Genomic DNA, 25,375 nt, shown 5'->3' with positions numbered 1-25,375 from the left:
TAGCAATTCAGCTCACTGCATTTAAGAACTCTCTTTGTGCAGACATTTATCTTGCCTATTTATTGAGGGAGAAAGGGGTTGCCGTTGGCAACCCCTTTCTCCCCCTTAAAATGATTATCATTTTTATTGACTGTATATTTTATTCTCTGGAAGTCCCTAAGCGAAAACCAAGCTAATAGGTATATGTTGCAAGAAAAAAATTTGGGTCTTGGGAACCAGGACTCCTGCCCTTGGAGGGAATGTCAGACTAACTAGAACTATGGAGTTCTGGAAGCTATTCCCGATGAATTGGGAAGCTCCGTCCGTCTTACGGCGGAGTAGTTCACCAGATAAATTTGCTTAACTAGTTTTCCTTCAGACATAACTTTGTGTCTACCCTCTTGCGCTAAAGTTGCATAAGAATATGCATCTAAAGCCAGGAGGAAAGAATTGTGAAAGCAGTCTTGATGACAGCAGCTGGCAGTCCTGAAGTTCTGCAAGTACAGGAAGTGCCAAACCCTGCGGCTCCCGTAGGGAATACTGAACTTTTAGTGCGTTTGGTGGCAGCTGGCATTAACCCCATTGACACTAAACTTCGTAGCCGAGGCACTTTCTACCCCGATCGCACGCCGACAATTTTAGGATGTGATGGTACTGGTGTAGTTGAGGCTGTGGGTGCTGGGGTTCAGCGTTTTCGCCCAGGCGATGAAGTATATTTTTGCTACGGCGGCTTGGGCGCACACCAAGGCAATTATGCTGAATATACCGTTGTGGATGAGCGGTTTGTGGCACGTAAACCTGCCTCTATCTCCTTTGCCGAAGCAGCTGCAGCGCCTTTAGTATTAATCACTGCCTGGGAAGCTTTATACGAACGGGGACGATTGTCACCTGGGGAACGGGTTTTCATTCATGCGGGTGCTGGCGGTGTCGGTCATGTAGCAATTCAATTGGCGAAACTCAAAGGTGCTACTGTTTCTACCACAGTGGGTTCTGAGGAAAAGGCTAATTTCGTCAAAGAACTTGGTGCAGACCATGTAATTTTTTACAAACAAACCGACTTTGTGCAAGCGGTATTAGATTGGACTGGCGGCGAAGGCGTAGACTTGGCTTTTGATACCGTAGGCGGCGAAACCTTTCACAAAACCTTTCCCGCAGTGCGAGTATATGGTGATATTGTGACGATTCTCGAACCAGATGCCAATACTGTTTGGAAAACTGCGAGATTACGCAATCTCCGCATTGGTTTAGAATTAATGCTGACACCAGCGTTGCTAGGATTGGAAGACAGCCTCCAGCACCATGCAGAAATTCTCGAACAATGTGCCACCTGGATCGATGAAGGCAAGTTAAAAATTCATGTTACTCACAAGTTTCCTTTAAAAGAAGCAGCTAAGGCACACCAACTAATTGAAAGCGGTTCTGTGACGGGTAAAATTGTTCTACTAATTAGCGACGAATGATCGAACAATTTGCATAATTTATTTTTTAAACATAGATGCACCCAGAGGTTAAACGCAAAGATAACCAGAAAGCTCTATCTGCGTACCTCTGCGCTTTCCTTTGCGTTCCTTTGCGTTTTACTTCTCCTCCTCCCCCTACCTACTTCAGCAGCACAAACGCAACCAGAACGCACACCCTTAACTCTAGAATTATTACAAGAACGTCTCCGCACACCCACACTCCGCGAAGGCAATTTGACCGTAGATTTGCAGAAGATGGTGATTGATTTGCGCCCCGAAAACGCTAGCTTTCGTGATGCTTTTTACCAACTATTGCGAAAAGAGCTAGGTACAAAACCTCTGGGTTTAGACCTCAGCTATGCCCTGATTTTAGGAGATTTTGTGGGTAGCGATTTGGGTTTAAGAACCTCCTTGTACGCCCAAGCTATTGCTCCGATTTTCACAGCTACTGAAAAAGAAGAACTAGCACGTTTGCGCTTTATTTGTCTAGAATCGCTAGCGAACTCCAAAGATTGTCGATCGCTTTTGGGAACAGAGCCAACCCCATCCAGTGAAATTGCCGTCTTTCGTGGTGTCTTGAAACTCGTGCAAACTCGCTTCAATGGCGAAATGAAGTTCTCTCATACATTCTTTCTTCAGTCTGTGGATGCCCAAGGTGCAACTTTTCTCCAATCCACGAATTGGGCTGAAACCCGGTTTGGTCGTCCCGTCAGCTTTAGTGGTACTAAATTTAAGCAACCAAGCAATTTTCAGGGCAGTATTTTTTTTGAAAAAGCTAATTTTAAACAAACTCAATTTCAAGAATTCGCTGATTTTCAGGGGAGTATATTTGAAAAGATTGCTAACTTCAACCAGGCAAGTTTTAAGCAATTGGCTAAATTCAGTAGTGTGAAATGGCAAGAAAATGCTGATTTTTCTGATGTCCGCTTTGCCAATCAAGCCCAGTTTACTAAAGCAAATTTTAATCAGTTTCTCTTTTTAACAGATGCGACTTTTGAGCAAGCTCTCATATTTCGAGAAGTGGAGTTTAATCAATCAGTTAATTTACAAGGTGCAAGTATTCTCAATCAAGCAGATTTTAGCGATGCCAGGTTTTCTCCAGAAGCTTGTCTAAGCGTACCTGGTTTAACTTTTAACTCTAACCAAGCAAAAATTTTAGGTAATCCTGGTCAAATTGGGAAGATGTTCTGCATTCCTACATTGCAAGGTAATCAAAATATCTTGCGGAATTTGGGGCAAAATTTCCGTCAGCAACAACAAGTTGCTGATGCTAATGAACTGGAATACACAAAACAACAGCTGCGATTAGTAGAAATGAGCCGCCGTTTGACAGCTACAAATATTAATAGTGCAAGTGTTGCCAGTTTGATTAAACTGGGTTTTTCTCCAACTCAAGCCGCAGCGATCGCCCAGCGTCGTCTGATAAAATCCTTTCGAAATAGTACTGAGTTATTGACTTTAGCAGACATCGATTTAGAAAAATACACACAACTAAGCGATCGCTTAATTGTTGGCGAATCCCTTTCTATTGGTGGGTGGTTACTGCAAGCTTGGAGTTGGTTGGGATTGAGTGTACTGCTGTTGTTGAGTGGCTATGGGACAAATTTTTGGTTAGTGTTTGGCGTGGGAGGAGTTGCGATCGCCTATTTTGGCTTATTATTTTGGCTAGTGGATCGCTATCGTCGCCTGCATCCTGTACCAATTATTCCCACATCTTACGAAACCATTGCGATATTAATCAGTTTTAGCGTTTTAGAATTCTTGAGCTTACTAGCCATCTTTCGCAATGCTCAACAACCTTGGCTGACATTGGGGTGTCTTTTCATAATTATTGTCCCCGTACCGCTAGCATTATTGATCCGACTTTACCAACAAGGTCGTTATCACGATTTAATGAACGTTTCTTACTTCACCGAGGATGGCACATTTCGCCAGTTACGATTGTTGATTGGGCGTTTACCAGTGATACCAAGGAATCAGACATTTCGTGAACGATATATGCCTCTACTGAGCGATCGCCGTTGGAACTGGCTCAACTACTATGATTTTAGTCTCAACAACTTAGTGAAATTAGGATTTAACGACATTCGCCTGCGAGACGAACACTTACCAGGCATCATCTCTGCGCTTGCTTGGTATGAATGGAGTTTAGGTGTAATTTACATTACTCTTGTTTTGTGGACTCTTTCTCGTACAATTCCGGGATTGAATTTGCTAATTTATCTGAAGTAGCCTACCACGCGATTAGCGGTAATGAATTTATTAAGCGGGACACTTCTTAACTCATCAAAAATATGGGTCTGAAACCCCGTACTTCACGCAATGTTTTAAAGTAATGAGTAAAGAGTAATGAGTAATGAGTGGATAAAAACTGGGTATTTACTCATTACTCATTACTTATTACTTATTACTCATTACTTATTACTCATTACTTATTACTTATTACTTATTACTCATTACTTATTACTTATTACTCATTACTCCAAAATCACCGTGCGTTCACACCGGGGAGTATGTCAACACTGATACTAGTCTTGGCAAGCGGAACCAAAATCTAGAACCACCTTCAAGACGAGGTAAATAACCAATCATACCTCCCCAGCGTTCAAGTGTGATTCTACAAAAATAAAGACCTAAACCAACTCTCCCTGATTTACCTTTGCCTTGAGAGAACTTTTGAAATAAATTCTTTTCCATTTCTGGCGGTACACCCAAACCACAATCATCTATAGTAACTAAAACATATTGCCCATCCAGTTGTAGACCAATAGTCACAATAGAATCTGGTTTACTATATCTATAAGCATTTTCTACTAGATTAGAAATCACTCTATCTAAACGAGATTTATCTGCCATAACTTTCCAGTCTGCTGTCATATCAATATTGGTAGCAAGCTGTAATTGTATATTATTAAGGGCAAAGTTCAGTTTTGAAAATTCAATTACCTCTTGTATAGAACTTAAGATATTAGGTGCTTCTTCAATATCGATATGAGAATTTTCTGTTAATGCTGCTTCAGTAGAAAAAGCGTCTAAAATATCTTTAATCAGCATCTCTTGTTTGAGACATTGCTTTATTCCAGTTTCTAAATATTCTTTTCCTTTAGGCGTTAGGTTTTCAAATTCTAGTAGTGCAAAACAGCAGTTTATAGCGCTCAATTCCACTGCTATATCATGGACAAGACAATGAACTAGAACATCTTTTTTTTGATTATCTTTAAGTAATTGCTGATAAATCAATTTATATTCTCTAGCTTTTTGGAGAATATACTGCTGTTCTTGATAAGAGTCTTCCAACGCCTCAATCAATAAAAATTTCTTATTATCCACCCAAATGACATAAGCTTTAAATTGATATTCTTGTCCAGTTGCATCTATTTCAGTCCATAAACCTGAACTGAGTTTTTTAGTATTATTGTTAGTCCAAAATTTTTCGGCATCAACTAAAAAATTATTTAAAAAAGAAAACTCTTCATGTGGTATTGATATATTCATTCCTGATGCTAAATTTTTACAAGAAAATTGATTTAACCAATCAGGTATATTACCAATAATTTTAAATAAACCTGCATCAATTTTCTCTAACACCAGAATGTTCAAAGCCGTGAGTATATCATTCGCGATCGATGTATTCATGAGTTAAACCTGATACAATCAATTAATTTTGACTTTAGGTTAGTAATTTAACTTTTTATTTAATTTTTCGTATAATAATCTGACATCATTTGCTTTTTGCTGAATAGGAAAGAGGTAATCTCTATCACAGCTACTATCTAACAGCAATACCCAATCTGCTTCTTTTGTCGGTAATATATGAACATCTACACAACTGCCATACTCTGTTTGGATGAATGGTAAAAATATGGAAGTATCATCCAATGGTAGTAACCCTTCTAGAAAAATAACTTGCTCTTTTGCATTTTTGCCTTTATGGAGGTTAGTAATTCCATAAGCTGCCAATTTACCACCCCAAGTCAAGAGGCTACCATCTTTATTAACTAACAGATAGCCAAGAGAAGACTCTGCTGTTAGCAAATTTAGAATATAGGCAATTACAAAAACAGGGACATCCAACATTTAGCAATCCAATATTTTTTTAGCGAGAGTTTGAAAAGCTTCTTCTACACCAATACCATGTTTGGCACTTGTTTTAATCACAGTCCAACCCTTTTGTATAACATCATCTATCTCAGCAGATTCAATTTCCCATTCATCCGTTATATCCAACTTGTTTATGACTAAAATAAATGGAACTTGACCAATGGCATCTTCTATTTTTATTTGTAAGTCAAAAGCTTTTTGTAAAGTATTATACCTAGTACCATCTACAACTAATAAATAACCAGCAGAACCTCGCAAATAAGACATTTGTAATTCTTGAAACTCATCTTCTCCATAGATATCCCAAAGGATAAGGTTGATTTTTTTATCTTGAATCTCTATAGCTTTTTTATCAATTTTTACACCCACAGTAGTATGATATTTTTCAGAAAAAATACTGTGGACAAACATTGCTACTAAACTAGTTTTACCTGTAGCAAATGCACCTATCATACAAATTTTCTTCTGGATAACCATAAATTGATATAATTTTATTTAGAGGTATTATTTATTAATACTTTGAAAGATACTCTCCGATTAAATTCTTTAGATTCTGGCGTTAATTCTGGCTGCGAAGTTAGGCTAGAACTTACAGTTAGTGCTTGAAATTGGTTTATCTTGATTCCTTGGGATATTAAATACGATATAATTTTATTAGCGCGAGCTTGACTGAGCGGTCTATTTCTTCGTTCTGTTCCAGCACTATTAGTATGTCCAATTATTTGAATCTGCACATTTTTACCTAAATACTTGGCAATATCCAAACATTTGCGGATTGATAAAAACAAATTAGGCAATTTGTCAATTTCACCAGGCATCAACTCAGTTGTTCCTTCTGTAAAAAAAATTATTTCTTTTTCTATCTTTATTTTAGATAACTCTAACTCGCTAAGTTCTATTTCTACGAGTTTTTGGTCTTGAAATTGGGTGATGCCAGGAATAAATACCCATAATTTCCGTGCTTCTAAAATCCATTTACGGCGTGCATAACCAGTTACATTAAGAATACCGTTGTTATCAACCCTTAATGATACAGTCTGGGGAGGATGCAACAATTTTTCAACTCTTTTGGCAGTAAATTGTGGCTCCAAAGACAGATAAGGTCGCCACTGGCTAATTACTATTTTGGGATTAAGATTTGTTTGTTGTATTAGTGTATTGGGATCTACTGCTAAAGGATCGCGCATTCCCGAAATAAAATATTTGCCAAAAGCTTGCTTGGTGTTAATCACAACAATTCCTGGCAGAGAGTTGAGTTTTTGGAGATATGCTTGCCAACGAAGTTGTTCTCTTATCGCAAAAAAGCCCCAAGTCCCACAAGCGATCGCGATCGCGCCCAAGAAAGCCCAGGCATAGGTATAATTTTTTTTAGCCGCAGATTTATACTGAACTACCAGACAAGCTTCTAAATAAGGCAGGCTGGCCTGAAATACTTCTGTTTCCCCTGTAAAATTTTTAATTTCTCTACCTAGCTTTAGGTGAATTTTTTCTATCGCTTCTTGCAAAACTAACCTTAATTCTTGAGGAGGATTCCCTCGAATCATCGCTGCTACTAGAGCTTGCGGCCCCTCTTCAATCCAAATAATGACTTCTCCAAAGCGTAAACTTTTTAACCCATCTACTTTTTGTACCTTAAAGGAATCTTTGACAAAATCCTGGATAGCTGTCAACATCGCAGCTACTAAATCTGGATCTTGAACTGTTATCTGCGTTGTTACTAAATGTTGCAACAATAACCCTGATTTTTTATGAATCAAAAAGATTTGTTCAACTCGATAAACTAGCGTCCGTAACAGCACAATTTCCGCAAATGATTTTCCTGTGCGTTGTGCTTCTAGCCTCCATTTAAAGCTCTGTGGAGACAAGCTATGTTCCAGAGTTTGATTCATCGATTGCATCATTTCCTCAAGAGCCGTGGAAATCGCCTTGCGAGTAGCTGGCCCAATAACTGGAAATAATGCATCTGAAAGCACATTGTGGTCTTGTTTAACAGAAACTTCAATGGCATTTTCCACAGTTGATACCATTACTTCCCCAAGTTGTTTATCTTGCTTTGAGCGTAAGATAACAGCTTCTGGAAGCATTCTGCTAATATCTTCTGGTAGAATTTGAGGGTTTTCTAATCGCTCATAAAGTGTTTTAAGTTTAGTCGGCTCAATATCCAGAAGCAAACTACGGAGTATAGTTAGTTCATCATTAAGTTCGAAGGTTTGGTTGTTGCTGTCCAAACCTTCAGAGGATGCTTTCGGTATTGGATTTTTTGAATAGTCATTCATTACCAAAATTCCCCAATTCACAATTTATCATCAAGTAGCATTCTGTTGTAAACAGAAGAGATGTACCGATAGGTAAAAATCTTTTAACCTTAGAGTAGAGGATATTTTGAAAGTATTCTTGTCTTAAAACTTTTAAATTCTTTTAAGTTCCCCTTTTTAATAGGGGTAGGGAGAATATAAAAGTGCCAAAATTCATAGTGAAAAAATTTTCAAACAACTCCTTAGCTCAAGACTTATTTTCTGCATTCAGCCGGATAGCTAACTCTGTAAACATAGCCGCAAGATTTGAACGATCCGTTTTCTCTCTGCGAAGTTCTTGAGCTTCCCGTTCTATTAAAGCTACTATTTCCTGAGATTTTTGTTGTATCTCATCTTGTAAGCTTTTAGATTGGTTGAGAATCTGCTCGCGCAACTCTCGTTGACTATTAGTTGATTGTTCATCAAATTGAGTAATCTTTTTTTCTAAAGATATAATTATGTTTTTACTTTCTTCAGCAACTGCTTTTACCTGAGAGTCACGCTCGGTCTGCTCATTTTTTAGGCGCTGCGTTAAAGAATCAACTTCTTGTTTAATATAAATTTCTAAAGCATCTAGACGTTTTCTTGTTTCATCTCGCACGTTGCCCAATTCCTTAATTAGACGTTCTTCTAGACGGGTAAATCTTCTTTCCGTATCCCTTATTTGATTGCCAAAAAGAATTTCTCTAACTTTATCTAAGTTTCTACCTTCACTCATACTGTTATTACTAAATTGCAACTCATTTATGTTTGCATTCGAATTCTGTTTTTCTATATTTGATGAATTATTATTGATGTATTCTTCAGGTGAGTTCATATTTTTAATTCCTTGGGAAACTAAATTTTGGTTTGATGTTAATTTTGATACTATATCCACAGCAGAGGTACTAATAAGTATAAATTATATTTATACGTAAAAAATTACATCTACTTGAATATATAGGAAAACATCCAATCTTTAGCCAAAGTAATGATGAATTTCGCAAGCTAGTTATGGAGAAGCCGATTTTTCATTCTTATGTGCAAAACCTCGCTTCCATTCCTCTTCCTGCTCTGACTACGGTGTACACACAAGTTAAATTATCTCTCTTAATCTCCCTGATGTATCGGCTACAGTGTACACCAGTCAAAAAACTCGATTTTCCATTGTTCTTTCGTTCGCATTGCTTCAGCTTGCATAAGTAAGCGGGCGTAAATAATTGTCGTTGGGATCAGGCAACAGGCAATAGATATAAGGATATTAGCCTAGTTCATTTTTCTTTACATAGTTTTATTTTATTGTGCTAAAGTACTTAGATGTTAATAGTATATTTTTGCACTTAAACAACATTGCACTAAGTGTAGAAAACTTCAATATCAATACTTATTGAGAGCAAAAGAAAGGTATCTAAATTGCAATTAAGATTAATAATTAACGAATTCAATCTCCATATTTTCAAAATAAAAGTGAAAATTTAAACGAGAAAATTCAATTTAAATTTATAAGTCTGAAATTAGATATATGAAAAAATTGAGAAATTATTGTCCCAAAATTCATTTGATAATTTGATTAAGGAAATATTGCAATACTACTCGGTTAAGAATATTTTAAAGTTGTAAAGTATACTATAAACCCCGCTTCCATTCCTCTCCCCGAAAGGTCGAGAGGCTTTGAATTCAGCCTTTTTGCGTCGGGTAGAGGGACAAGGGTTAGGTCTTTGATGACTTTGACTGTTTCGTTTCACATAATACTTTTCAAACATCCTCTCAGCGTTCGATTGAGCTATCACTCTAATATTCTCCTGCAATTTTTTTTATAGTCCCTCAGCAAAAGTCATAGTAACAATTGCCACTATGACTTCTGCTGTCTTTGATTTATGTGCTGATTAAAATCCCAACTAAACTTTTGCTTCCAAAGACTTGAGTAACTCGGTATTCACACCTGACTCACGAGTCAGGGCAATTTTGCCAGTGCGGGCGATTTCTCTTAAACCAAATTTTTGCAACACCTGCACGATCGCTACCATTTTACCTGGATCTCCCACAACTTCTAAGGTGAGAGAATCTTCTGCGACATCCACGACTCGCGCCCGGAAAATCTGAGACAGTTCAATCACTTCTGAGCGATTGCTGCTACTAGCATTCACTTTCACAAGCATCAATTCTCGCTCGACGCAAGGAGTTTCGGTAATATCCTGTACCTTGAGGACATTGACTAACTTGTATAGTTGCTTGGTGAGTTGCTCGATCACGCGATCGTCACCAGGTACAACCATTGTAATTCGGGAGACTCCTCCCTGTTCAGCAGGGCCAACAGCAAGGCTTTCAATATTAAAACCACGACGGGCGAATAAACCAGAAATGCGGGAAAGAACACCCGCCTCATCTTCTACGAGAACTGAAAGGGTATGTTTCATCTTCGCCAACAGAGGCTAGAACAGGATTTGAGGAACGCAGAAACTAGTACCGCTTTGCAGAATTCACTCATTCAAAAGTCAAAATTCATTGAGTTACAAACTCTTGACATTTTGTCAAATGTATGTTGATTTCTGTTGTGGCGTACTACTGCACTAATTATCAGTGCGACCTTTTATTGTAAACTCAATAGCTGCACTCATTGCATTCTCTAGAAATAAAAAATTGGGCAAAAGTTATCCTGCAAGGAGGAATTTTATGGAATGGATATCTTTTCATTGGTAGATGCGGCATTTTCGTAAAACTTTTATACTCCATTCAATAAGCCTCTAATTAGGAGAAAATTTTTATGAGTTGGTTACAAAGACTATTTGGAATGGAAAAACCTCAAAATGCAGAAGTAAATCCTACTCCGCAGTCAATAGCACAAACTCCTAGTAGTACTGCTGCTCCTACTGCTACTCAATCCATACCCCCAGAACGTCTGGGATTAAGTGGCGAATATGACCAAAGTGGGTTGGCAAAGCGGGTAGCTTTGGCATTTGATGAAGATCCCCAACTTGATGATGTTAATACCCTTTGGGTTGCTCAAACGGGTAGCACTGTAGTATTGAAAGGCAAAGTTCCCAGTCAAGAAATTCTCAATAAGATGATTTCTGTAGCTCGCTCTGTGCATGGAACTACAGATGTTGACACTAACCAAGCCACGATTGGTTAGGCGTTAAGTAATTCCCAGTTCAATGGTCGCAAAGATATTGGGTGGCGCGATCGCTCCCATTGCATAACAAAAGCCTCATATCTATCTCTTCACAGAGTCGCCGACAACGTTAGCTGATGAATGCGCCGTATAAACAAAGGCCCTCTTAGACTTCCGGCAAAGCTGGGAAAGTGTAAGGGGGTTGGCGATGCCTGCGGCTGGCTACGCCTACGCTAACCCATCTCTCAATCCAATCTACAATAGCTTGGTTGACTTGCTCAGGACATTCATCATGGGGACAATGACCCACATCTGCTAAGTTCAGCACTTCCAATTTTTGGTTGTATTGGGCAAATCGGTTAGCAAGAGCTGGGGGAACAAACCGATCCTTTTGTCCCCAAATTAACAACATCGGAATTGTTAAGGTTGGTAATACTGTCTTCACACTAGGACTAAAGTTAATTCCGATCGCAGCTTTGAACAAAGCACTAAAAGCCCTCGCTGAACCTCTGTCTTGAGGAGGCCCAGCTAAAATTTCTATAAGTTCATCGGTAATCGCCTCTGGGTTAGCGTAGGCAAGACTAGCCCAGCGACGCAGCACCCCTGGACGGCGCACGAAGTTAAACACAGGTTTAAGAACTAATGGCGAAGCGACCACATTTTTAATTGCTCTGACAAGCGGCCGCAACACGGGAGGAATTGCTTCTTGTTCTAGGGAAGGGTCGGGTAAACTCATCATCACTATACCCAGCACCATGTCGGGATGAGCGGCGGCGGCGGCCATGGAAATCAGTGAACCGTTGGAATTGCCTACTAAAATCGCTGGTTGACGGATAAAAGTTTTCCAAAAATCGTAAACCTGCTCAACCCACAAGTCAATGCTGTAATTAGCTGCGGCTTTTTCAGAAGCGCCAAAACCCAGCATATCAATGGCGTAAACTGTGTGATGTTCAGCCAACACTTCTAAATTATGTCGCCAATGACCAATGGAAGCGCCAAAGCCATGTAACAGAATCAGAGGTTGTGTTTTGTGGTTATTTTGGCTAGGGCGAATGTAAGTATAGCGGGTTTGCCAGCCCCGCCAAACCCAATCTCTTTGATTCCCAACCCGTTCTTGCCAGTGCAGTGTAGTGGTCACGGTCTTCTTTAATTCATCAGCATGAAGATACTATTATTACCTGTTTCTCGATAATTAGCGGCGATACTCGTCGCCGCAATCGCCGATTAGCTGATACAAATCTCGTGACTGTCGAGATACGGCGCTGATGCGATCGCGATCGTCAGCATCTAAACTAAAACTAAATACTTTGGCGTTATCTTCTATATGTTCAGATACGCCAAGTCTGGCACCAACTATCACACCACCCACAGTTGGCTGATCTAAAATGTAACGCACTGCCACGTTAGAGATGCTTACTTTATGCTTATTAGCAATTTCCTTCAAAATAGCTAGCAATTCTTGAAATAATTGCCAACCACCCCAAGCATCAATCATATTTTTATATTTTTTCAAACTAGCAGTGGACAGATCAGATCCTCGCGGTTCCGGTTTACCCAAATAGTTTTCTGATAACAAGCTGCCGCACAGTGTACCGTAAGTAAAAAGCTTGATGTCATGCTGCTGACAAAATTCCACCATATTAACTTCGGGACGGCGGTCAATAAGGGAAAATTGCACTTGATTAGAAACAATTTTGATGCCTGCTTCAGTAATCAGCTTCAAATTTTCCGTGTCAAAATTAGTTAAGCCTAGATGCTTAATTTTACCCTCAGTCTGGAGTTCCGCCATATATTTCAGGGCATCTAGATAATTTTTATCCTGATATTCCCACCAGTGGAATTGCATCAAATCTAACGATTCTACATTCATCCTTCTCAGGGAAATATCAATGTTTTCCTCAACCAGTTTCTTTGTCATTTTACCTGGACGAGGCACCCATTTTGTAAAGGCTTGCACCTTAGATAAAGCGTCTTTGCCACGAGTATCAATTAGTTGACAGCGAAACTCACCAATAAAGTCCTCAGCAGGGCCATAATGATCTGCTAAATCCCAAGTGGTAAAGCCTGCATCTAAATATTTGAACATAGTCTCAATGGCAGCTTGGGGATTGATCTGTCCGTGTGCGCCGGAGACTTGCCACATACCATTTAATATGCGACAGATGTTTAAATCGGGAGTGAATTGGAGACGGCTCGCTGCGGGTAAGTTCATTTTCAATTTTCGGAGTTAGAAGTTGGAAGTGAGCAGATTTAATAATGAGTGAGTTGAAAAGCGCTTTTTTACAGCCTTTTAACTTTTCTACTTTATTATGAATGATTTACGACGACTAGAGTTAAAACTCCTAACTCTTGTAAAGACACAGATTTTTCGCGTCTCTCCTAACTCCTAACTTTCTAACGCCAGTCTTTTTCAGCTTGTTCGAGAACGTAAGCAGAAACATCTGTAATTTGCTGTTCAGTAAGGCGCTCTTTGTAGGCTGACATATTATTTTTACCATTGGTAACTATAGATGTAACTGCCTCTATTGAATCCATACCATACTTTTTCAGCGCTTGCTTTTTGAGATTTTTACCCCGCCTAATTATGTTGCTGCCGTTAATATGACAACCAGCACAATGAAGACTAAATATTTGTTCACCGTTAACTATGTCTGCTGCCATTGCAGGCATAGTAAAAGCGCTGAACAATAGCAGCAATGTTACTAATACTAATGTGAGTAGTTTTTTCAATCAACGTCTCCTGATTTTGAATACTGGTTGTGTCAGAATCAATTACTACAGGGATTCAAAGTCAGTTGAAAACCCTGCAAAATTTGCACAATCTTCTTGAAAGGCTTCTGCATCGCTAACATCCTCAATTTTATAAGACATGATGCGTGTACCATCTGGCATTTTTTTGGAACCAATTAATTCCCCTTGATACTTCTGGGCGATCGCTTTGAATTCAGTACCATAGAGCTTCCAGGCATCACTTGAACAAGTAATATTTACTCGCCACATATTTCACTGTCAATTACTACCAACAAGCATTAATCATCTCACAAATTGGCACTATGTTACAGTTCAACCAATACTGCGTAGGTTTTTTCTAAAATTGAAGAAGAATTCAGAAGTCAGAATTCAGTAGTCAGAATCAAGACGCTCATGGACTCGCTAACGCTGCGCTATCAGTCGGGGATTCAGACCCGCAACTGAATTGTTGCATCACCAAATTTTCAATTTAGTGGAGGTCTTAAACCCGGTTATTCATCCACCAGTCATACAAAATTCATTCTGAATTCTGACTCCTGACTCCTGAATTCTGTTCGATAAAAATTTGTAGATTGGTTTGAGTAACGAAACCCAATCTTTTGTATGGTTTGTAGGGTTTCAGTTCGTGCAAATATGCTTAACCGAGCAGTATTGACAGTTCACCTCTTTGGAACTGTAATTTTCTATCTAAAGGAAGTACCAAGCCCGATCTGGCTACGCCATAATGTGGATGTAAGAACATTTCTAGAAAGTTTTATCCCAATTAGTTAAATTCTAAGAGTTGAAAATGCCTAACAACAATATCAAAGAAAAAATTCAAGCAGACTTGCAACAAGCTAAAGAAACTGGACAATTAAGAACCGATCGGATTCGAGAAATTGTTAAATCCGCAGTTTCTCAAGTAGGCTCTGAGTTTAAACAAGGTTCTACTGAACTTCGTAGCCTGGTTAGAGATGCTGTTTCTGCTGTCATTGAAAACTTCCAAGAAAAAGGTAGCGAACTTAAAGATGAAGTGACAGCTTCTATTGAAGGAGCGCTAGAAGGAATTAACACTCAAAGACACGAATCTATTGCTAAAACTCAGACAGATATCAAGCGGCTCCAAGCTCAACTAGATGGTGAAGAAGAACAACTCCAGCAAGAGGTTGATGTAATCTTGGCAGAAATTGAAGAGACGGGTAAAGAAAGACCAGCTAGTACCAAAACTGCAATTGATTCTGCTGTCAATGCCATTAAAGATAGTGAAGAAGTCGGGTTATTAAAGAAACGTTACGCGCAATTGCAAGCACAGCTAGCTATTGTCAGAGCTAATATGGCTGCACGCTATGGCGGACGTTCTATGGAGGTTCAAGATTATCTAGATGAGGCTAAACACTGGTATGATAAGGCTCGTCCCCAAGCTGAGTCTGTAGCTATACAGGTAGAACAGAAGCGATCGCAGCTAGAAGACAAACTAGGTGAAGCTGGTACATCTCTGGCCAGAAAAGAGCGCCAAATCAAACAAACCTTAAGGGAGTTACTTTTAACAGCAGCTGACTTATTCAAAGATAAGGAACCTGCTAATAAAGAGCGCGAGACTATTCATAAATAGGCTACTATACGCGGTAGGGGCAATTCATTTAACCGCAAATCGGCAAATGAATTTCCCCTAAAAAATCTTTCTTTTCACTATTAATTAGAGTCAGCTTCAGTAGCTTGATACGCTTGTAGGAGCCTAGCATGATCGAGAGTAAATCCTACTTGCATAGCTATCTGGGTAAACAAATCAATCTCAGGCTGTTGCCAATCACGGGGCCCAGAACACTGATGTGCAATTAACAAGCCAAATAACTGCTCATCTTTGATAATGGGTGCAACTAAATTTGCTTTCACAGCGAAAGATTCGAGCAGTTTGATGTGACAATCAGCCAAACCTGACTCATGAATGTTGTTGATTGCGACAACACGACCAGACTGGTACTTTTCTATATAGCCTTGAGTAAAACAGGAATCGTGGATTTTAGACCGCAAAACTTTGGGATAACCTGGAACCACTGATTCGGCAATGATAATTCCGAACCAATTAGCATAAAAGCTATAAACTAGTACTCGGTCAGTACTCAAAGCCTTCCGAACCTCTTCCACAGTAGTTTTCAGGACATCCTCTTCTTTGAGTGATTGGCGAATTCTGCGGGTAATATCCACCAATAATTGACTTCGCATAGCTTCAGCTTCGATTCGTTGCAGGAGTCTTGCATGGTCGAGAGCAAATCCCACTTGCATTGCTATCTGAGCAAATAAATCGATCTCAGATTGTTTCCAGTCACGGGGTCTGGAGCATTGATGTGCAATTAATAAGCCAAATAACTGCTCATCCTTGAGAATGGGAGCTACCAAATTTGCTTTCACACCAAAGGATTCGAGCAGTTTAATGTGACAATCAGCTAAACCGACTTCGTAAATGTTATTTATTGCCAGAACGCGACCAGACTGATACTCTTTTACATAGCCTTGACCAAAACATGGATCTTCGATTTCAGCCCGCAAAATTTTTGGATAGGTGAGAACAACTGATTCGGCAATTACAGTTCCAGACCAATTAGCATTAAAGCTATAAACCATCACTCGATCTGTACTAAGTACTTTGCGAACCTCTTCGACAGTGGTTTTTAGGACATCTTCTTCGCTGAGCGATTGACGAATGCTGCCGATAGTATCCACCAGCAACTGACTTTGCACACCCTCAGCCTCGATGCGTTGCAACAGTCTTGCATGGTCGAGAGCAAATCCTACTTGCATTGCTATCTGAGCAAATAAATCAATTTCAGGCTGTTGCCAATCACGCGGTCTGGAGCATTGATGAGCAATTAATAAGCCAAATAGCTGTTCATCTTTGAGAATGGGTGCAACCAAATTTGCTTTCACACTAAAGGATTCGAGCAGGCTAATGTGACAATCAGCCAAACCAGCTTGGTAAATGTTGTTTGTGATTGCAACGCGACCAGACTGATATTTTTCTACATAACCCTGACCGAAACACGGGTCTTGGATTTCAGACCGCAAAACTTTTGGATAACCTGGAATCACTGATTCGGCAATCACAGTTCCAGACCAATTAGCGTTAAAGCTATAAACCATTACTCGATCTGTACTAAGTAGTTTGCGAACCTCTTCTACAGTGGTTTTTAGGACATCCTCTTCGTTGAGCGATTCGCGAATACTGCGGGTAATTTCTATAAATATCTGAGCTTTATCTGCTTTGGTATCTACCTGTTCTAAAAGCTTGGCGTAGTCAAGGGCAAATTCTACTTGCATAGCTATCTGAGCGAATAAATCAATCTCAGATTGCTGCCAAAAGCGAACTCTAGAACACTGATGTGCAACCAATAAACCGAATAGCTGTTTGCCTTTAAAAATAGGTGCTACTAAATTAGATTTGACAGCAAATTGCTTGAGCAATTCAACATCACCATCACTGAGATCGGCTTGATTGATATTATCAATAGCACGGGTGGAACCATTCCGGTATTTTTCTATATACCCTACCTCGAAGCCAGGATCGGAGACTGTAACCCCTAGTATTTTCGGTAAACCAGGTGCTACTGATTCGACGATAAAGGTGCCATTACAGTTGGAATTGAAGCAAAAGATGGCTACACGGTCAATGCTTAAAGCTTTACGAATTTCTTCTGAGGTAGTTTTGAGAACATCTTCTTCATTGAATGATTCTCGAACCCAACGGGTAATTTTAGTTAATAGTTGAGAATAATCAGCTTCGGCTTCTTTCTCTTGTACCAAAACTGAAAGCAGTTCTGTGAATAAGCTGATGTTTCTCTCTAACATCACTAATTCATCTTCGTTAGCGATGAAAGTTTGAGTAAACTCACTGTCTGGACGTAGCCTATTTTTGATATCATTAGAGGTTGCAGCAATGTTGCTAACTCGACTGATAGCTCGATTAGTCACAAAAACAGCGATCGCACCTGCTAATATTGCCGTTACCCCCATACCAGTTAACAAGAGTGACAGTTGTCTCTGTAGAGCTTCAGTTTCTGTTGAACTTTTTGCCCTCTCAAGTCTTACTTGCGGTATTTGTTTGGTACTTAAATTAATCCCATAGAAGTAAGTAGCTATCCCAATTGCAAACACAGGAAGTACGCTGATGCTTAGTGCCCAAACTATTGCTTTAGTCTTTAAACTCCATTTTTGGGGCCACAGCTTTTTTTGACGATTTCGCCTTGCTTGGTTTTGAGAAAAAGACTGACTCATAAATGAAACCTGGATTGTTGCAATTGAGAATCAAGTAAATGACCTCACCACCAAATTCTACACAAAACTTATTAAAGGACTGGCTTTCAGGAGTACTTTAGGCACTCACCTTCTACGTCATTCCCTCTAACCTCTCCACTTCTAACATTTTTTTAACAAATGCTTGACTCCCACCTTGGGTAAAGCTTTGGCTGATCGGAACTAAAATTAATCAAAAACGGTAACTTTTCTTTCATAACAGCGTAGATGCGATGCCTACGGCGGGCTACGCCTACGCAAAGTCCTATTTCACTTATAACAATTTGAGCAGGCTGTACAGCTTAGGAAAGTTGTACAGTTTTACTATGTAAATCATTTTGATTATTAAGTAATACTGCCCAGTAAGCAGTATCTAACAACACAAAAGTAATTTGAGAAAAATTAATAATCATCACTTTTGCTGAAACTGGCTCAATAACCAAGCCCCAACTTGAGATTGATTTATTTCACGGCTACAGCGTAAAGCTTCCTCTAAAATAGCGATCGCCAGAAGTTAAAGTGCTGCAATTTCTGTTTCTGGAGCAAATATATCTAGATCATAATCAGTAGATTTAAGCTATCGATTCAGGTATAAATTGGAATTGTCTTATCTCCCATAAACTTAAATTTTATTGCCAAAGCCTCCTTATTATCAACCCACAAGTGCTGAATTATCAACTTAAAAGTCATGATTCCAAGTAAGTAGGTCGGCGCAATTAAAAGTAACTGGCGCTCGCGTAGCGTCTCCGACAGGAGAAGGCTGTTATTCGTCCTTTGTCATTGACCATTAGTAAGAACTTTAAGGCTCTTTACATTTCGTAATATACTTGGGTTTTTTCGTGCCAATTTACTGACAACGCACAGAGGAAGAACATCAGTTACATCTTTCTCAACTCAAATTTTCAATTTTGGAACTAATTCATTAACTTTATTGATTAAGATGCAAGTATAAAATGGCGATTTGAGCGTTAGTTCATTGAGTTGACTTTATAAATTCTCAATTTTTAGTGATTAGAATACTAACGTTGAGCTTTGGAACTCAAAGCTTCGACCTTTTTGCTCGAACCTTGAGCCTCTGAACTCGGAACTTCGACCTTTTTGCTCGAACGTTGAGCCTTTGAACTCGGAACTTTGACCTTTTTGCTCGAACGTTGAGCCTTTGAACTCGGAACTTCGACCTTTTTGCTCGAACGTTGAGCCTTTGAACTCGAAGCTTCGACCTTTTTGCTCGAACGTTGAGCTTCGGAACTCAATGCTTCGACCTTTTTGCTCAAACGTTCAAACTTTAAGCTTTAAACTTGCACGTCAACAGTGCAATTGATGAATTATTTTCTACGAGACCATAAATAAATTTATTTGCTCTTAAAACCTTGATTACACAGGAGGAATTTCAGAATCTTCCCCCCCTGCTCCCTGCCCCCTTGCTCCCTGCCCCCTGCCTTTTCGGTTATCGTAATAATGACTGATTAGGCGTTAACTCGCTCTCAAAACGGCTGTAAACAACTTGGGTTGGATACCAACAAGAAAACCAGTACAAATCTTGAATAACTTTGTCAGAATTACTCGCGTCTGCAAACTCAAAGTGAACCAGCCCTAAATTATTCAATCCAACTACTTCTCGCCCGTCCTGAAACCAACGATATTTCCAAAACATTAGGGGTTGTAACCATTTCCATTTAGCATTTTCTGCTCGTTTCCAGGGAGCTATCAAAGATAATATATCTGCTGTGCAGGTAGAAGTCTGAACAGTGTTTCGAGGTATCCATTCCAGCACACAATGCCAGTCAGAGTTAGTTAGCATCTGGCGATTATGGTGTAATTGTTTCGCAGAAATTTCTACCATATTGGGTGGGTTACTCCACCCGATCCAATGTCGCACCTTTTCGGGTAGTAGCCAATCTTTCAATCGTGTATGAATCAGCCGCGTCAAAATCTCTTCATTCTTCAACGCACTAGCGGTTAACTGCACCAATACAGATTGCAATTTGGAATGGGTGTGTGCATAAGACAAGTGAGCAACAGAACTGTAGTGAATATCTCCAGATAGAATAATGACTTGTTGACGTTCTTCAAACAAAGTAGTTAGGAATTTCGCCAGTGCTTCAGTATTAATGTTCCAGGCATCTCCAACATCCGTTGAAAAAACTTTCTCTTGTTGTAACTGCCAATGATGAATCCAATCAATCACTTGTAATCCAAATACATTTGTGGGCGCAATCACAAATGTATTTTGAATCTGAGTTTGTTCAGCTACTTGTTGTAAAGGTAAAACTAATTGTTGCTCAAAGGCTTTTGGACACAATAGCATCGGTGGTGCAATTGGTTTTTGATCGGCTGGATAACCCCGCCAAGTCCGTGTATCCAGCACAATTACTTCATGGCAATCGCTCCTGACTATGTAATGCCAAGTGAGTGCTTCAGGATCTCGATCCAGAATGAATACGGAACCGTCTCGGACTAAAATAGGTAAGCCTGTGCGGGGATCGTTGGCTGGCATACCGACATAACGAGCGATCGCATCATTAGCCTTTGCATCCTTCCCAAGAGATGCTGACCAAGCTTGTGCAGCCGCCAACAGCTTTTCACCGGATTGACCTTCTGCAAATTGCCCTGGTGTATTGCCCCATCCTTGAAATACCGTGTAGGCTAACAAGGCATTTTGGACTATTCTTCGCCCCAAGGGACGACCCAGCACCCGCAAACACCAAGCTTGATTTAAGTTCCAGTCATCACTGACATCATGGTCATCAAAGATGGTGTAAGTGGGAATATTAGCAAGGGCGCGACGCACTTTCCAGAGGGTATAAATGAATTGGCGCAAATGCCAGACTGCTTGATTCCAGTCTTTGATAGCATGGCGATCGCGCGTTACTTGGTGTCCTTGAGGAAATGTGGTCGGCCAGCACACTGGCGACCAAGCTAGTAAATAAGTAGCGTAATATTCACCCAGGCTGAAAAGATGACTGTTAACTTTCTCCGATTTATTATGTAATCCTGCGGTCAACCCAGCTTCAGTTGTCGCAACATCAGCCCGCTCTCCAGGGGGTAGCTGCTGGGGAGTGCAGTAAACTCCATTTACCGGCAGTTGTTCTTCCCAACCCAAAAGGGCATCACCAAGAGTACTGGCAACCCACAACGACGGGTCTGCTACATCATCTCCGTAAATCTGATCTCCAGTCATAAATAGCTGGTGAGGGCGATTTTGGGGTTGATTTGCTGAAGCCTCAATTAAACTGTCAAGAATCGGTAGTGCATCAAACCCATGACCATGAGGTTTACGGCAGGAAGCATGGGCAATTTGCAAATCTTGAAGACGGTTTGGCGGCAGAACAAAAGTTGGTTTTTGATGAGCAAAGTAGCTGATGCTGACTGTAGGAGAAGAGTTTGAGCATAATGCTTGTTGCATTTGCCAGGTTTGGTCAGCAGCAGTAAGCTGGAGATCGTAAGCATAGAGGCGATCGCTAGTTAGGCGATATCCAACCGGGGATCGAGCCGTTATTGCAACTACATGAAGATACTTACCCAGAGCAAAGCTAGAGCGTTCTCCCTCCAATAAGCAATTTCCTAGTGCTTCACCATTATTTGTTGTTTCATAAACCTTGAGTTCTACCTGACAAGACTGTTTCAGAGCCACCCATACCGTCACTGACTCTGGTTCAGTATGTTTTAGGATTGGCCCCGCCAAAATTAGCGGCAGTTGTTGTAAAAACTCGTCCCCAGCTTGGTACTTCATTGCAAACAGTTGACAAATGGTGGTGTTTTAGATGATGTTGCTTTATTTATATGATCCAATCACCAAATGGGGACGAGTGTTTCGCCAGTCCTCAATCTGACATATCCATGATGAGCGATTGCTAAACTGTAAAATATGCTTATCAACTTCAAAACCATCTGACTTGAAAACAGACAGCATATTTTATCGCATCTTTCAAAGCTTACCCAGCACCTTCTTTGAACTCATTAACCAACCGCCGTCACTAGCCAGTGCTTACCAATTTTCATCAGTTGAAGTCAAACAACTGGCATTTAGAATTGATGGTGTATTTTTACCTGATACTCCAGAATTACCGATTTATTTTGCTGAGGTGCAATTTCAACTCGATAAAAAAATTTATTCCCGTTTATTCGCCGAAATCTTTAATTATCTCGACAAAACTGAATTAACTAACAATTGGCGGGGTGTTGTCATCTTCCCCAATCGCAGCGTTGATACTGGAGATACAGAGAGATATGCAGAATTACTGAACTCACAACGAGTGACTTGCGTTTACCTAAACGAGTTAAGCTCAATTCCCACATCATCAATCGGGATTGAGACAGTCAAACTAATCATCGAACCAGAATCAACTGCGACAACGAAAGCTATAGAGATTGTCAACAGCGCCCGAAAAGAAATTCTCAATGCCGCCCAACAGAGGGAAATTATACAATTAATAGAAACGATATTAATCTACAAATTGCCGCGCTTGAGCCGGGAGGAGATGGGAAAAATGTTCGGATTAAGTGAGTTAAAGCAAACTAAATTTTACCAAGAAGTTTTTGAAGAGGGTAAAGAAGAGGGTAAAGAAGAAGGCAAGTTAGAAGGAAAGCTAGAAGGGAAACTAGAAGGCAAGCTAGAAACAATACCTCAGCTATGGGCGTTAGGATTGAGTATTGAACAGATAGCCCAAGCGTTAGGTTTGGACGAAGAAGTTGTTAGGCAAGCTGTACAACCGAAATCTTGAAGAAGAATTCAGAAGTCAGAATTCAGAATTCAGGAGTCAGAATCAAGACGCTCACGGACTCGCTCTAAGCGTACTCCTACGGAGAAGCGAGCTACGCATAGCGTCTCGTAGAGAAGCTATGCCGCAGGCTTTACGCTGCGCTATCAGTCGCGGGTCTGAATCCCCGACTGATTGTTCGCGCTTGCGTCTCGTAGAGAAGACCACCAAATCCTAGATTTGGAGGGGGTTTTAAACTTAATTTAATTAATTCTGGGCGATACCTTCTTGACGCGCTGCTTGTTGTACAGCAGCAGCAACAGCATTGACGACTCGCTCATCAAAGACTGAAGGAATAATATGTTCCCGATCCAAATCTGAGGGCTTGACTAAAGAAGCGATCGCATTTGCGGCTTCTAAATACATTGTGGTGGTAATTGTCTTTGCTCGACAATCTAAAGCACCACGGAATACCCCAGGAAAAGCTAGGACGTTATTGATTTGATTGGGGTAATCACTGCGACCGGTGGCGATAACAGCAACATCTTTACTAATTAATTCTGGCTGAATCTCTGGAATGGGATTTGCCATTGCAAACACAATTGGATCTTTCGCCATTGAATGCACCATTTCTGGTGTCAAAACTCCTGGTGCGCTGACTCCAATAAATACATCTGCCCCTTGCATCGCACCCGCTAAGGTACCTTGAGCTTTCACGGCAAATTCGAGTTTTTCTTCTGTCAAATCGGCACGACTGGTAGAGATAATCCCTTTAGAGTCGCACATCCAGATTTTTTCTGCCCCAGCTTTACGGAGTAACCGTGCGATCGCTACTCCCGCCGCCCCAGCACCGTTAATCACGATGCGGATTTCTGCCATTGCCTTATTTACCAGTTTTAGAGAGTTAAACAAGGCTGCTAAGGTGACAATGGCCGTACCATGCTGATCGTCATGAAAAACGGGGATATCTAACTCTTCGCGCAATCTCTTTTCAATTTCAAAGCAGCGAGGTGCAGCGATATCTTCTAAATTCACACCCCCAAAAACTGGCGCGATATTCTTAACTGTCTGGATAATCTCTTCTGTATCTTGGGTAGCCAGACAGATGGGAAAAGCATCTAGCCCCGCAAATTCCTTGAATAGCATTGCCTTGCCTTCCATGACTGGCAGAGCAGCAGCTGGGCCAAGATTTCCCAATCCCAAAACGGCACTACCATCGGTAACAATAGCAACAGTGTTTTGTTTGATGGTTAACTTGTAAACTTCCTCTGGATCTTGAGCGATCGCTGTACAAATTCGACCGACTCCAGGCGTGTAAGCCATTGCTAGGTCGGATACACTCTTTAAAGGAATTCTGCTAGTAATGCTGATTTTGCCACCGCGATGCAAATTAAAGGTGCGATCGTAGACACTGAGTAACTTGATATCTGGTAATGCTTTCACTGCTTGCACAATGGTTTCAGCATGTTCGGTACTAGCAGCATCAACGGTAATATCGCGGGTGGACTCTTTGCGGGTTTGCTCGATTAAATCAATTTGACCGAGATTGCCGCCAGTGGTTGCGATCGCCTGGGTTACTGACGCTAACATCCCTACACGATTGGGAATCTGCAAGCGCAGTGTCAAACTAAAACTAGAATTAGGAGTTAGGGTTGCCATGTTGATTTTGGATTTTAAGTTTTAGATTTTATATTGAATTGAGACGAAAACTAAAATCTGAGATTTGTAGTCAGTACAAACATCATGAATGTAAACTCTTGGGATCAGCTTCAGTAGTTAGTTTCTTGACTGTTTGCGATTTTGATAATTATTTTTATTGATACCAATGCATTTACTAATATGAATGAGTCACAATTTAGTAATTGTACCCAAATACACTAGATATTTTTTAATATTTTATCTATACAAATATTTGTATTATTTAATACATAGTTTCAGCATTTCTAAGCTAAACACTCAACAAACTCCGCGTGTTCTTGTGAATTTAACCCTTGTTGCAGCACTGCTAAAACTTTCGTCATATCCCCTGTAATTAACGATGTAACAGCTAACCACAAGCCTGGAAATATCCTACTTTTAATTACACCATCTGCATCTGCTACAAGTGGCAAATATTCACCATTTTGCAAACAGAACCAGTCGAGTTTATTCTCTAAAGTCTGCCAGACGATATATTCTTGCACTCCATTGCGACGGTAGGCGCGTTTTTTGTCGTACAAATCAATAGATGCACTACTCGCTGCCACTTCTGCTACTAATTCCGGTGCGCCTTCTATATAATCATCCTTACTGATATATGCCTGTCCTCTGGCTGGTTTATCTATCAACAGCAAAACATCAGGCTGTGGTTCATTGTCTAAATCTAAGCGCACGGTAGCATTATCGCCTAGTTCTACGCCTGGGGTAGAAACTTTGTAATTCCCTAACCAGATAATTAAGTTTCCATGAGGTAAACCATGACTTCTAAAACGCAGTGGTGATGCCACGTAGACGACTCCTTCGATTAATTCTGCTTTTTTATTAGGCATTGCTGTATAACGACGCTCGAATTCGTAGCGGGTTAAGCGATCGCCACTTTCTAAGGGAGGGATGGAAGCGCTATTATTTAAGCCATGTTCTACAGAAGCCGCCATTACCTGATTCCTCATTCACAGGAGTTGTAGCTTGAATCTAACATAGTGAAGCCTCATGTTTTCGAGAAGCCGCCAAGAGTACGTCTACGCAGACAAGAAG

General features: G+C 40.3%; 19 protein-coding genes. 5 read left to right on the top strand and 14 right to left on the bottom strand.

Annotated features, from left to right (window positions below):
* Positions 1-431: 431 nt before the first annotated feature.
* Both GJB62_RS01410 and GJB62_RS01405 read left to right on the top strand, forming a co-directional pair.
* Positions 432-1,439 carry a zinc-dependent alcohol dehydrogenase family protein gene (locus tag GJB62_RS01410; RefSeq protein ID WP_114080068.1) on the top strand — a complete coding sequence of 336 codons (1,008 nt, stop codon included), beginning with the start codon at positions 432-434 and terminating at the stop codon, positions 1,437-1,439.
* Positions 1,440-1,448: 9 nt separating this feature from the next.
* The gene (locus GJB62_RS01405) at positions 1,449-3,671 is read left to right on the top strand and encodes a pentapeptide repeat-containing protein (protein ID WP_114080069.1); all 2,223 of its coding nucleotides are present in this window, start codon (positions 1,449-1,451) and stop codon (positions 3,669-3,671) included.
* A 267-nt stretch (positions 3,672-3,938) separates the two neighbouring features.
* Here GJB62_RS01405 and GJB62_RS01400 read toward each other — a convergent pair whose 3' ends face one another.
* The 6 genes from GJB62_RS01400 to ilvN form a co-directional block, all read right to left on the bottom strand.
* The gene (locus GJB62_RS01400; protein WP_114080070.1) at positions 3,939-5,075 is read right to left on the bottom strand and encodes a HAMP domain-containing sensor histidine kinase; all 1,137 of its coding nucleotides are present in this window, start codon (positions 5,073-5,075) and stop codon (positions 3,939-3,941) included.
* Between the two features lie 39 nt (positions 5,076-5,114).
* Positions 5,115-5,516 carry a hypothetical protein gene (locus GJB62_RS01395; protein WP_114080071.1) on the bottom strand — a complete coding sequence of 134 codons (402 nt, stop codon included), beginning with the start codon at positions 5,514-5,516 and terminating at the stop codon, positions 5,115-5,117.
* Positions 5,517-5,993, bottom strand: a complete 477-nt coding sequence (locus GJB62_RS01390) for a Rab family GTPase (protein ID WP_242060884.1) — start codon at positions 5,991-5,993, stop codon at positions 5,517-5,519.
* Between the two features lie 38 nt (positions 5,994-6,031).
* The gene (locus GJB62_RS01385) at positions 6,032-7,816 is read right to left on the bottom strand and encodes an OmpA family protein (RefSeq protein WP_114080073.1); all 1,785 of its coding nucleotides are present in this window, start codon (positions 7,814-7,816) and stop codon (positions 6,032-6,034) included.
* A gap of 226 nt (positions 7,817-8,042) precedes the next feature.
* Positions 8,043-8,651, bottom strand: coding sequence for a hypothetical protein (locus GJB62_RS01380; RefSeq protein WP_114080074.1), 609 nt, complete (start codon positions 8,649-8,651; stop codon positions 8,043-8,045).
* A 1,060-nt stretch (positions 8,652-9,711) separates the two neighbouring features.
* Positions 9,712-10,230 carry an acetolactate synthase small subunit gene (gene ilvN, locus GJB62_RS01375; protein ID WP_114080075.1) on the bottom strand — a complete coding sequence of 173 codons (519 nt, stop codon included), beginning with the start codon at positions 10,228-10,230 and terminating at the stop codon, positions 9,712-9,714.
* A 347-nt stretch (positions 10,231-10,577) separates the two neighbouring features.
* On the opposite strand from ilvN, the gene GJB62_RS01370 reads away from it, so the two are divergent.
* On the top strand, positions 10,578-10,946 hold the full coding sequence (locus GJB62_RS01370) for a BON domain-containing protein (RefSeq protein WP_114080076.1): 369 nt from the start codon (positions 10,578-10,580) through the stop codon (positions 10,944-10,946).
* Between the two features lie 145 nt (positions 10,947-11,091).
* Here GJB62_RS01370 and GJB62_RS01365 read toward each other — a convergent pair whose 3' ends face one another.
* From GJB62_RS01365 to GJB62_RS01350, 4 genes are all read right to left on the bottom strand, one after another.
* Positions 11,092-12,063, bottom strand: coding sequence for an alpha/beta fold hydrolase (locus GJB62_RS01365; RefSeq protein ID WP_114080077.1), 972 nt, complete (start codon positions 12,061-12,063; stop codon positions 11,092-11,094).
* A 54-nt stretch (positions 12,064-12,117) separates the two neighbouring features.
* Positions 12,118-13,137 carry an aldo/keto reductase gene (locus GJB62_RS01360; RefSeq protein ID WP_114080078.1) on the bottom strand — a complete coding sequence of 340 codons (1,020 nt, stop codon included), beginning with the start codon at positions 13,135-13,137 and terminating at the stop codon, positions 12,118-12,120.
* Positions 13,138-13,319: 182 nt separating this feature from the next.
* Positions 13,320-13,655 (bottom strand): cytochrome c6 PetJ, encoded by a 336-nt coding sequence (gene petJ, locus GJB62_RS01355; RefSeq protein WP_114080079.1) that lies wholly within the window; start codon positions 13,653-13,655, stop codon positions 13,320-13,322.
* A 45-nt stretch (positions 13,656-13,700) separates the two neighbouring features.
* Positions 13,701-13,925: a hypothetical protein gene (locus tag GJB62_RS01350; protein WP_114080080.1), complete on the bottom strand. Its 225-nt coding sequence runs from the start codon at positions 13,923-13,925 to the stop codon at positions 13,701-13,703.
* A gap of 538 nt (positions 13,926-14,463) precedes the next feature.
* Between GJB62_RS01350 and GJB62_RS01345 the strand changes: the two genes are divergently transcribed.
* Positions 14,464-15,267 carry a histidine kinase gene (locus GJB62_RS01345; RefSeq protein ID WP_114080081.1) on the top strand — a complete coding sequence of 268 codons (804 nt, stop codon included), beginning with the start codon at positions 14,464-14,466 and terminating at the stop codon, positions 15,265-15,267.
* Positions 15,268-15,347: 80 nt separating this feature from the next.
* Here the strand turns inward: GJB62_RS01345 and GJB62_RS01340 are convergent, their stop codons facing one another.
* Both GJB62_RS01340 and GJB62_RS01330 read right to left on the bottom strand, forming a co-directional pair.
* The gene (locus GJB62_RS01340; protein ID WP_114080082.1) at positions 15,348-17,924 is read right to left on the bottom strand and encodes a GAF domain-containing protein; all 2,577 of its coding nucleotides are present in this window, start codon (positions 17,922-17,924) and stop codon (positions 15,348-15,350) included.
* Between the two features lie 1,465 nt (positions 17,925-19,389).
* Positions 19,390-21,675, bottom strand: a complete 2,286-nt coding sequence (locus tag GJB62_RS01330) for a PhoD-like phosphatase (protein WP_114080084.1) — start codon at positions 21,673-21,675, stop codon at positions 19,390-19,392.
* Positions 21,676-21,838: 163 nt separating this feature from the next.
* Here GJB62_RS01330 and GJB62_RS01325 point away from each other — a divergent pair, with 163 nt between their 5' ends.
* Entirely contained in the window at positions 21,839-22,666 is an 828-nt protein-coding gene (locus GJB62_RS01325) for an Rpn family recombination-promoting nuclease/putative transposase (protein ID WP_114080085.1), read from the top strand.
* A 243-nt stretch (positions 22,667-22,909) separates the two neighbouring features.
* Here GJB62_RS01325 and GJB62_RS01320 read toward each other — a convergent pair whose 3' ends face one another.
* Both GJB62_RS01320 and GJB62_RS01315 read right to left on the bottom strand, forming a co-directional pair.
* Complete coding sequence (locus GJB62_RS01320; protein WP_114080086.1) at positions 22,910-24,301, bottom strand: malic enzyme-like NAD(P)-binding protein; 1,392 nt, start codon at positions 24,299-24,301, stop codon at positions 22,910-22,912.
* A 284-nt stretch (positions 24,302-24,585) separates the two neighbouring features.
* On the bottom strand, positions 24,586-25,275 hold the full coding sequence (locus GJB62_RS01315) for a Uma2 family endonuclease (protein ID WP_114080087.1): 690 nt from the start codon (positions 25,273-25,275) through the stop codon (positions 24,586-24,588).
* Between the last annotated feature and the right edge of the window lie 100 nt (positions 25,276-25,375).

Source organism: Nostoc sp. ATCC 53789, assembly GCF_009873495.1.
GTDB lineage: Bacteria > Cyanobacteriota > Cyanobacteriia > Cyanobacteriales > Nostocaceae > Nostoc > Nostoc muscorum_A.
Note: the sequence above shows the minus strand (reverse complement) of the source record. Positions and strands in the feature narration are given on the sequence as shown.

What these genes read in the sequence shown, in the direction of transcription:
- GJB62_RS01385 (WP_114080073.1), bottom strand. Translation starts at nt 7,816, where the DNA reads ATGAATGACTATTCAAAAAATCCAATACCGAAAGCATCCTCTGAAGGT.
- GJB62_RS01350 (WP_114080080.1), bottom strand. Translation starts at nt 13,925, where the DNA reads ATGTGGCGAGTAAATATTACTTGTTCAAGTGATGCCTGGAAGCTCTAT.
- GJB62_RS01345 (WP_114080081.1), top strand. Translation starts at nt 14,464, where the DNA reads ATGCCTAACAACAATATCAAAGAAAAAATTCAAGCAGACTTGCAACAA.
- GJB62_RS01360 (WP_114080078.1), bottom strand. Translation starts at nt 13,137, where the DNA reads ATGAACTTACCCGCAGCGAGCCGTCTCCAATTCACTCCCGATTTAAAC.
- GJB62_RS01400 (WP_114080070.1), bottom strand. Translation starts at nt 5,075, where the DNA reads ATGAATACATCGATCGCGAATGATATACTCACGGCTTTGAACATTCTG.
- GJB62_RS01340 (WP_114080082.1), bottom strand. Translation starts at nt 17,924, where the DNA reads ATGAGTCAGTCTTTTTCTCAAAACCAAGCAAGGCGAAATCGTCAAAAA.
- ilvN (WP_114080075.1), bottom strand. Translation starts at nt 10,230, where the DNA reads ATGAAACATACCCTTTCAGTTCTCGTAGAAGATGAGGCGGGTGTTCTT.
- GJB62_RS01395 (WP_114080071.1), bottom strand. Translation starts at nt 5,516, where the DNA reads ATGTTGGATGTCCCTGTTTTTGTAATTGCCTATATTCTAAATTTGCTA.
- GJB62_RS01370 (WP_114080076.1), top strand. Translation starts at nt 10,578, where the DNA reads ATGAGTTGGTTACAAAGACTATTTGGAATGGAAAAACCTCAAAATGCA.
- GJB62_RS01330 (WP_114080084.1), bottom strand. Translation starts at nt 21,675, where the DNA reads ATGAAGTACCAAGCTGGGGACGAGTTTTTACAACAACTGCCGCTAATT.
- GJB62_RS01315 (WP_114080087.1), bottom strand. Translation starts at nt 25,275, where the DNA reads ATGGCGGCTTCTGTAGAACATGGCTTAAATAATAGCGCTTCCATCCCT.
- GJB62_RS01380 (WP_114080074.1), bottom strand. Translation starts at nt 8,651, where the DNA reads ATGAACTCACCTGAAGAATACATCAATAATAATTCATCAAATATAGAA.
- GJB62_RS01390 (WP_242060884.1), bottom strand. Translation starts at nt 5,993, where the DNA reads ATGATAGGTGCATTTGCTACAGGTAAAACTAGTTTAGTAGCAATGTTT.
- GJB62_RS01320 (WP_114080086.1), bottom strand. Translation starts at nt 24,301, where the DNA reads ATGGCAACCCTAACTCCTAATTCTAGTTTTAGTTTGACACTGCGCTTG.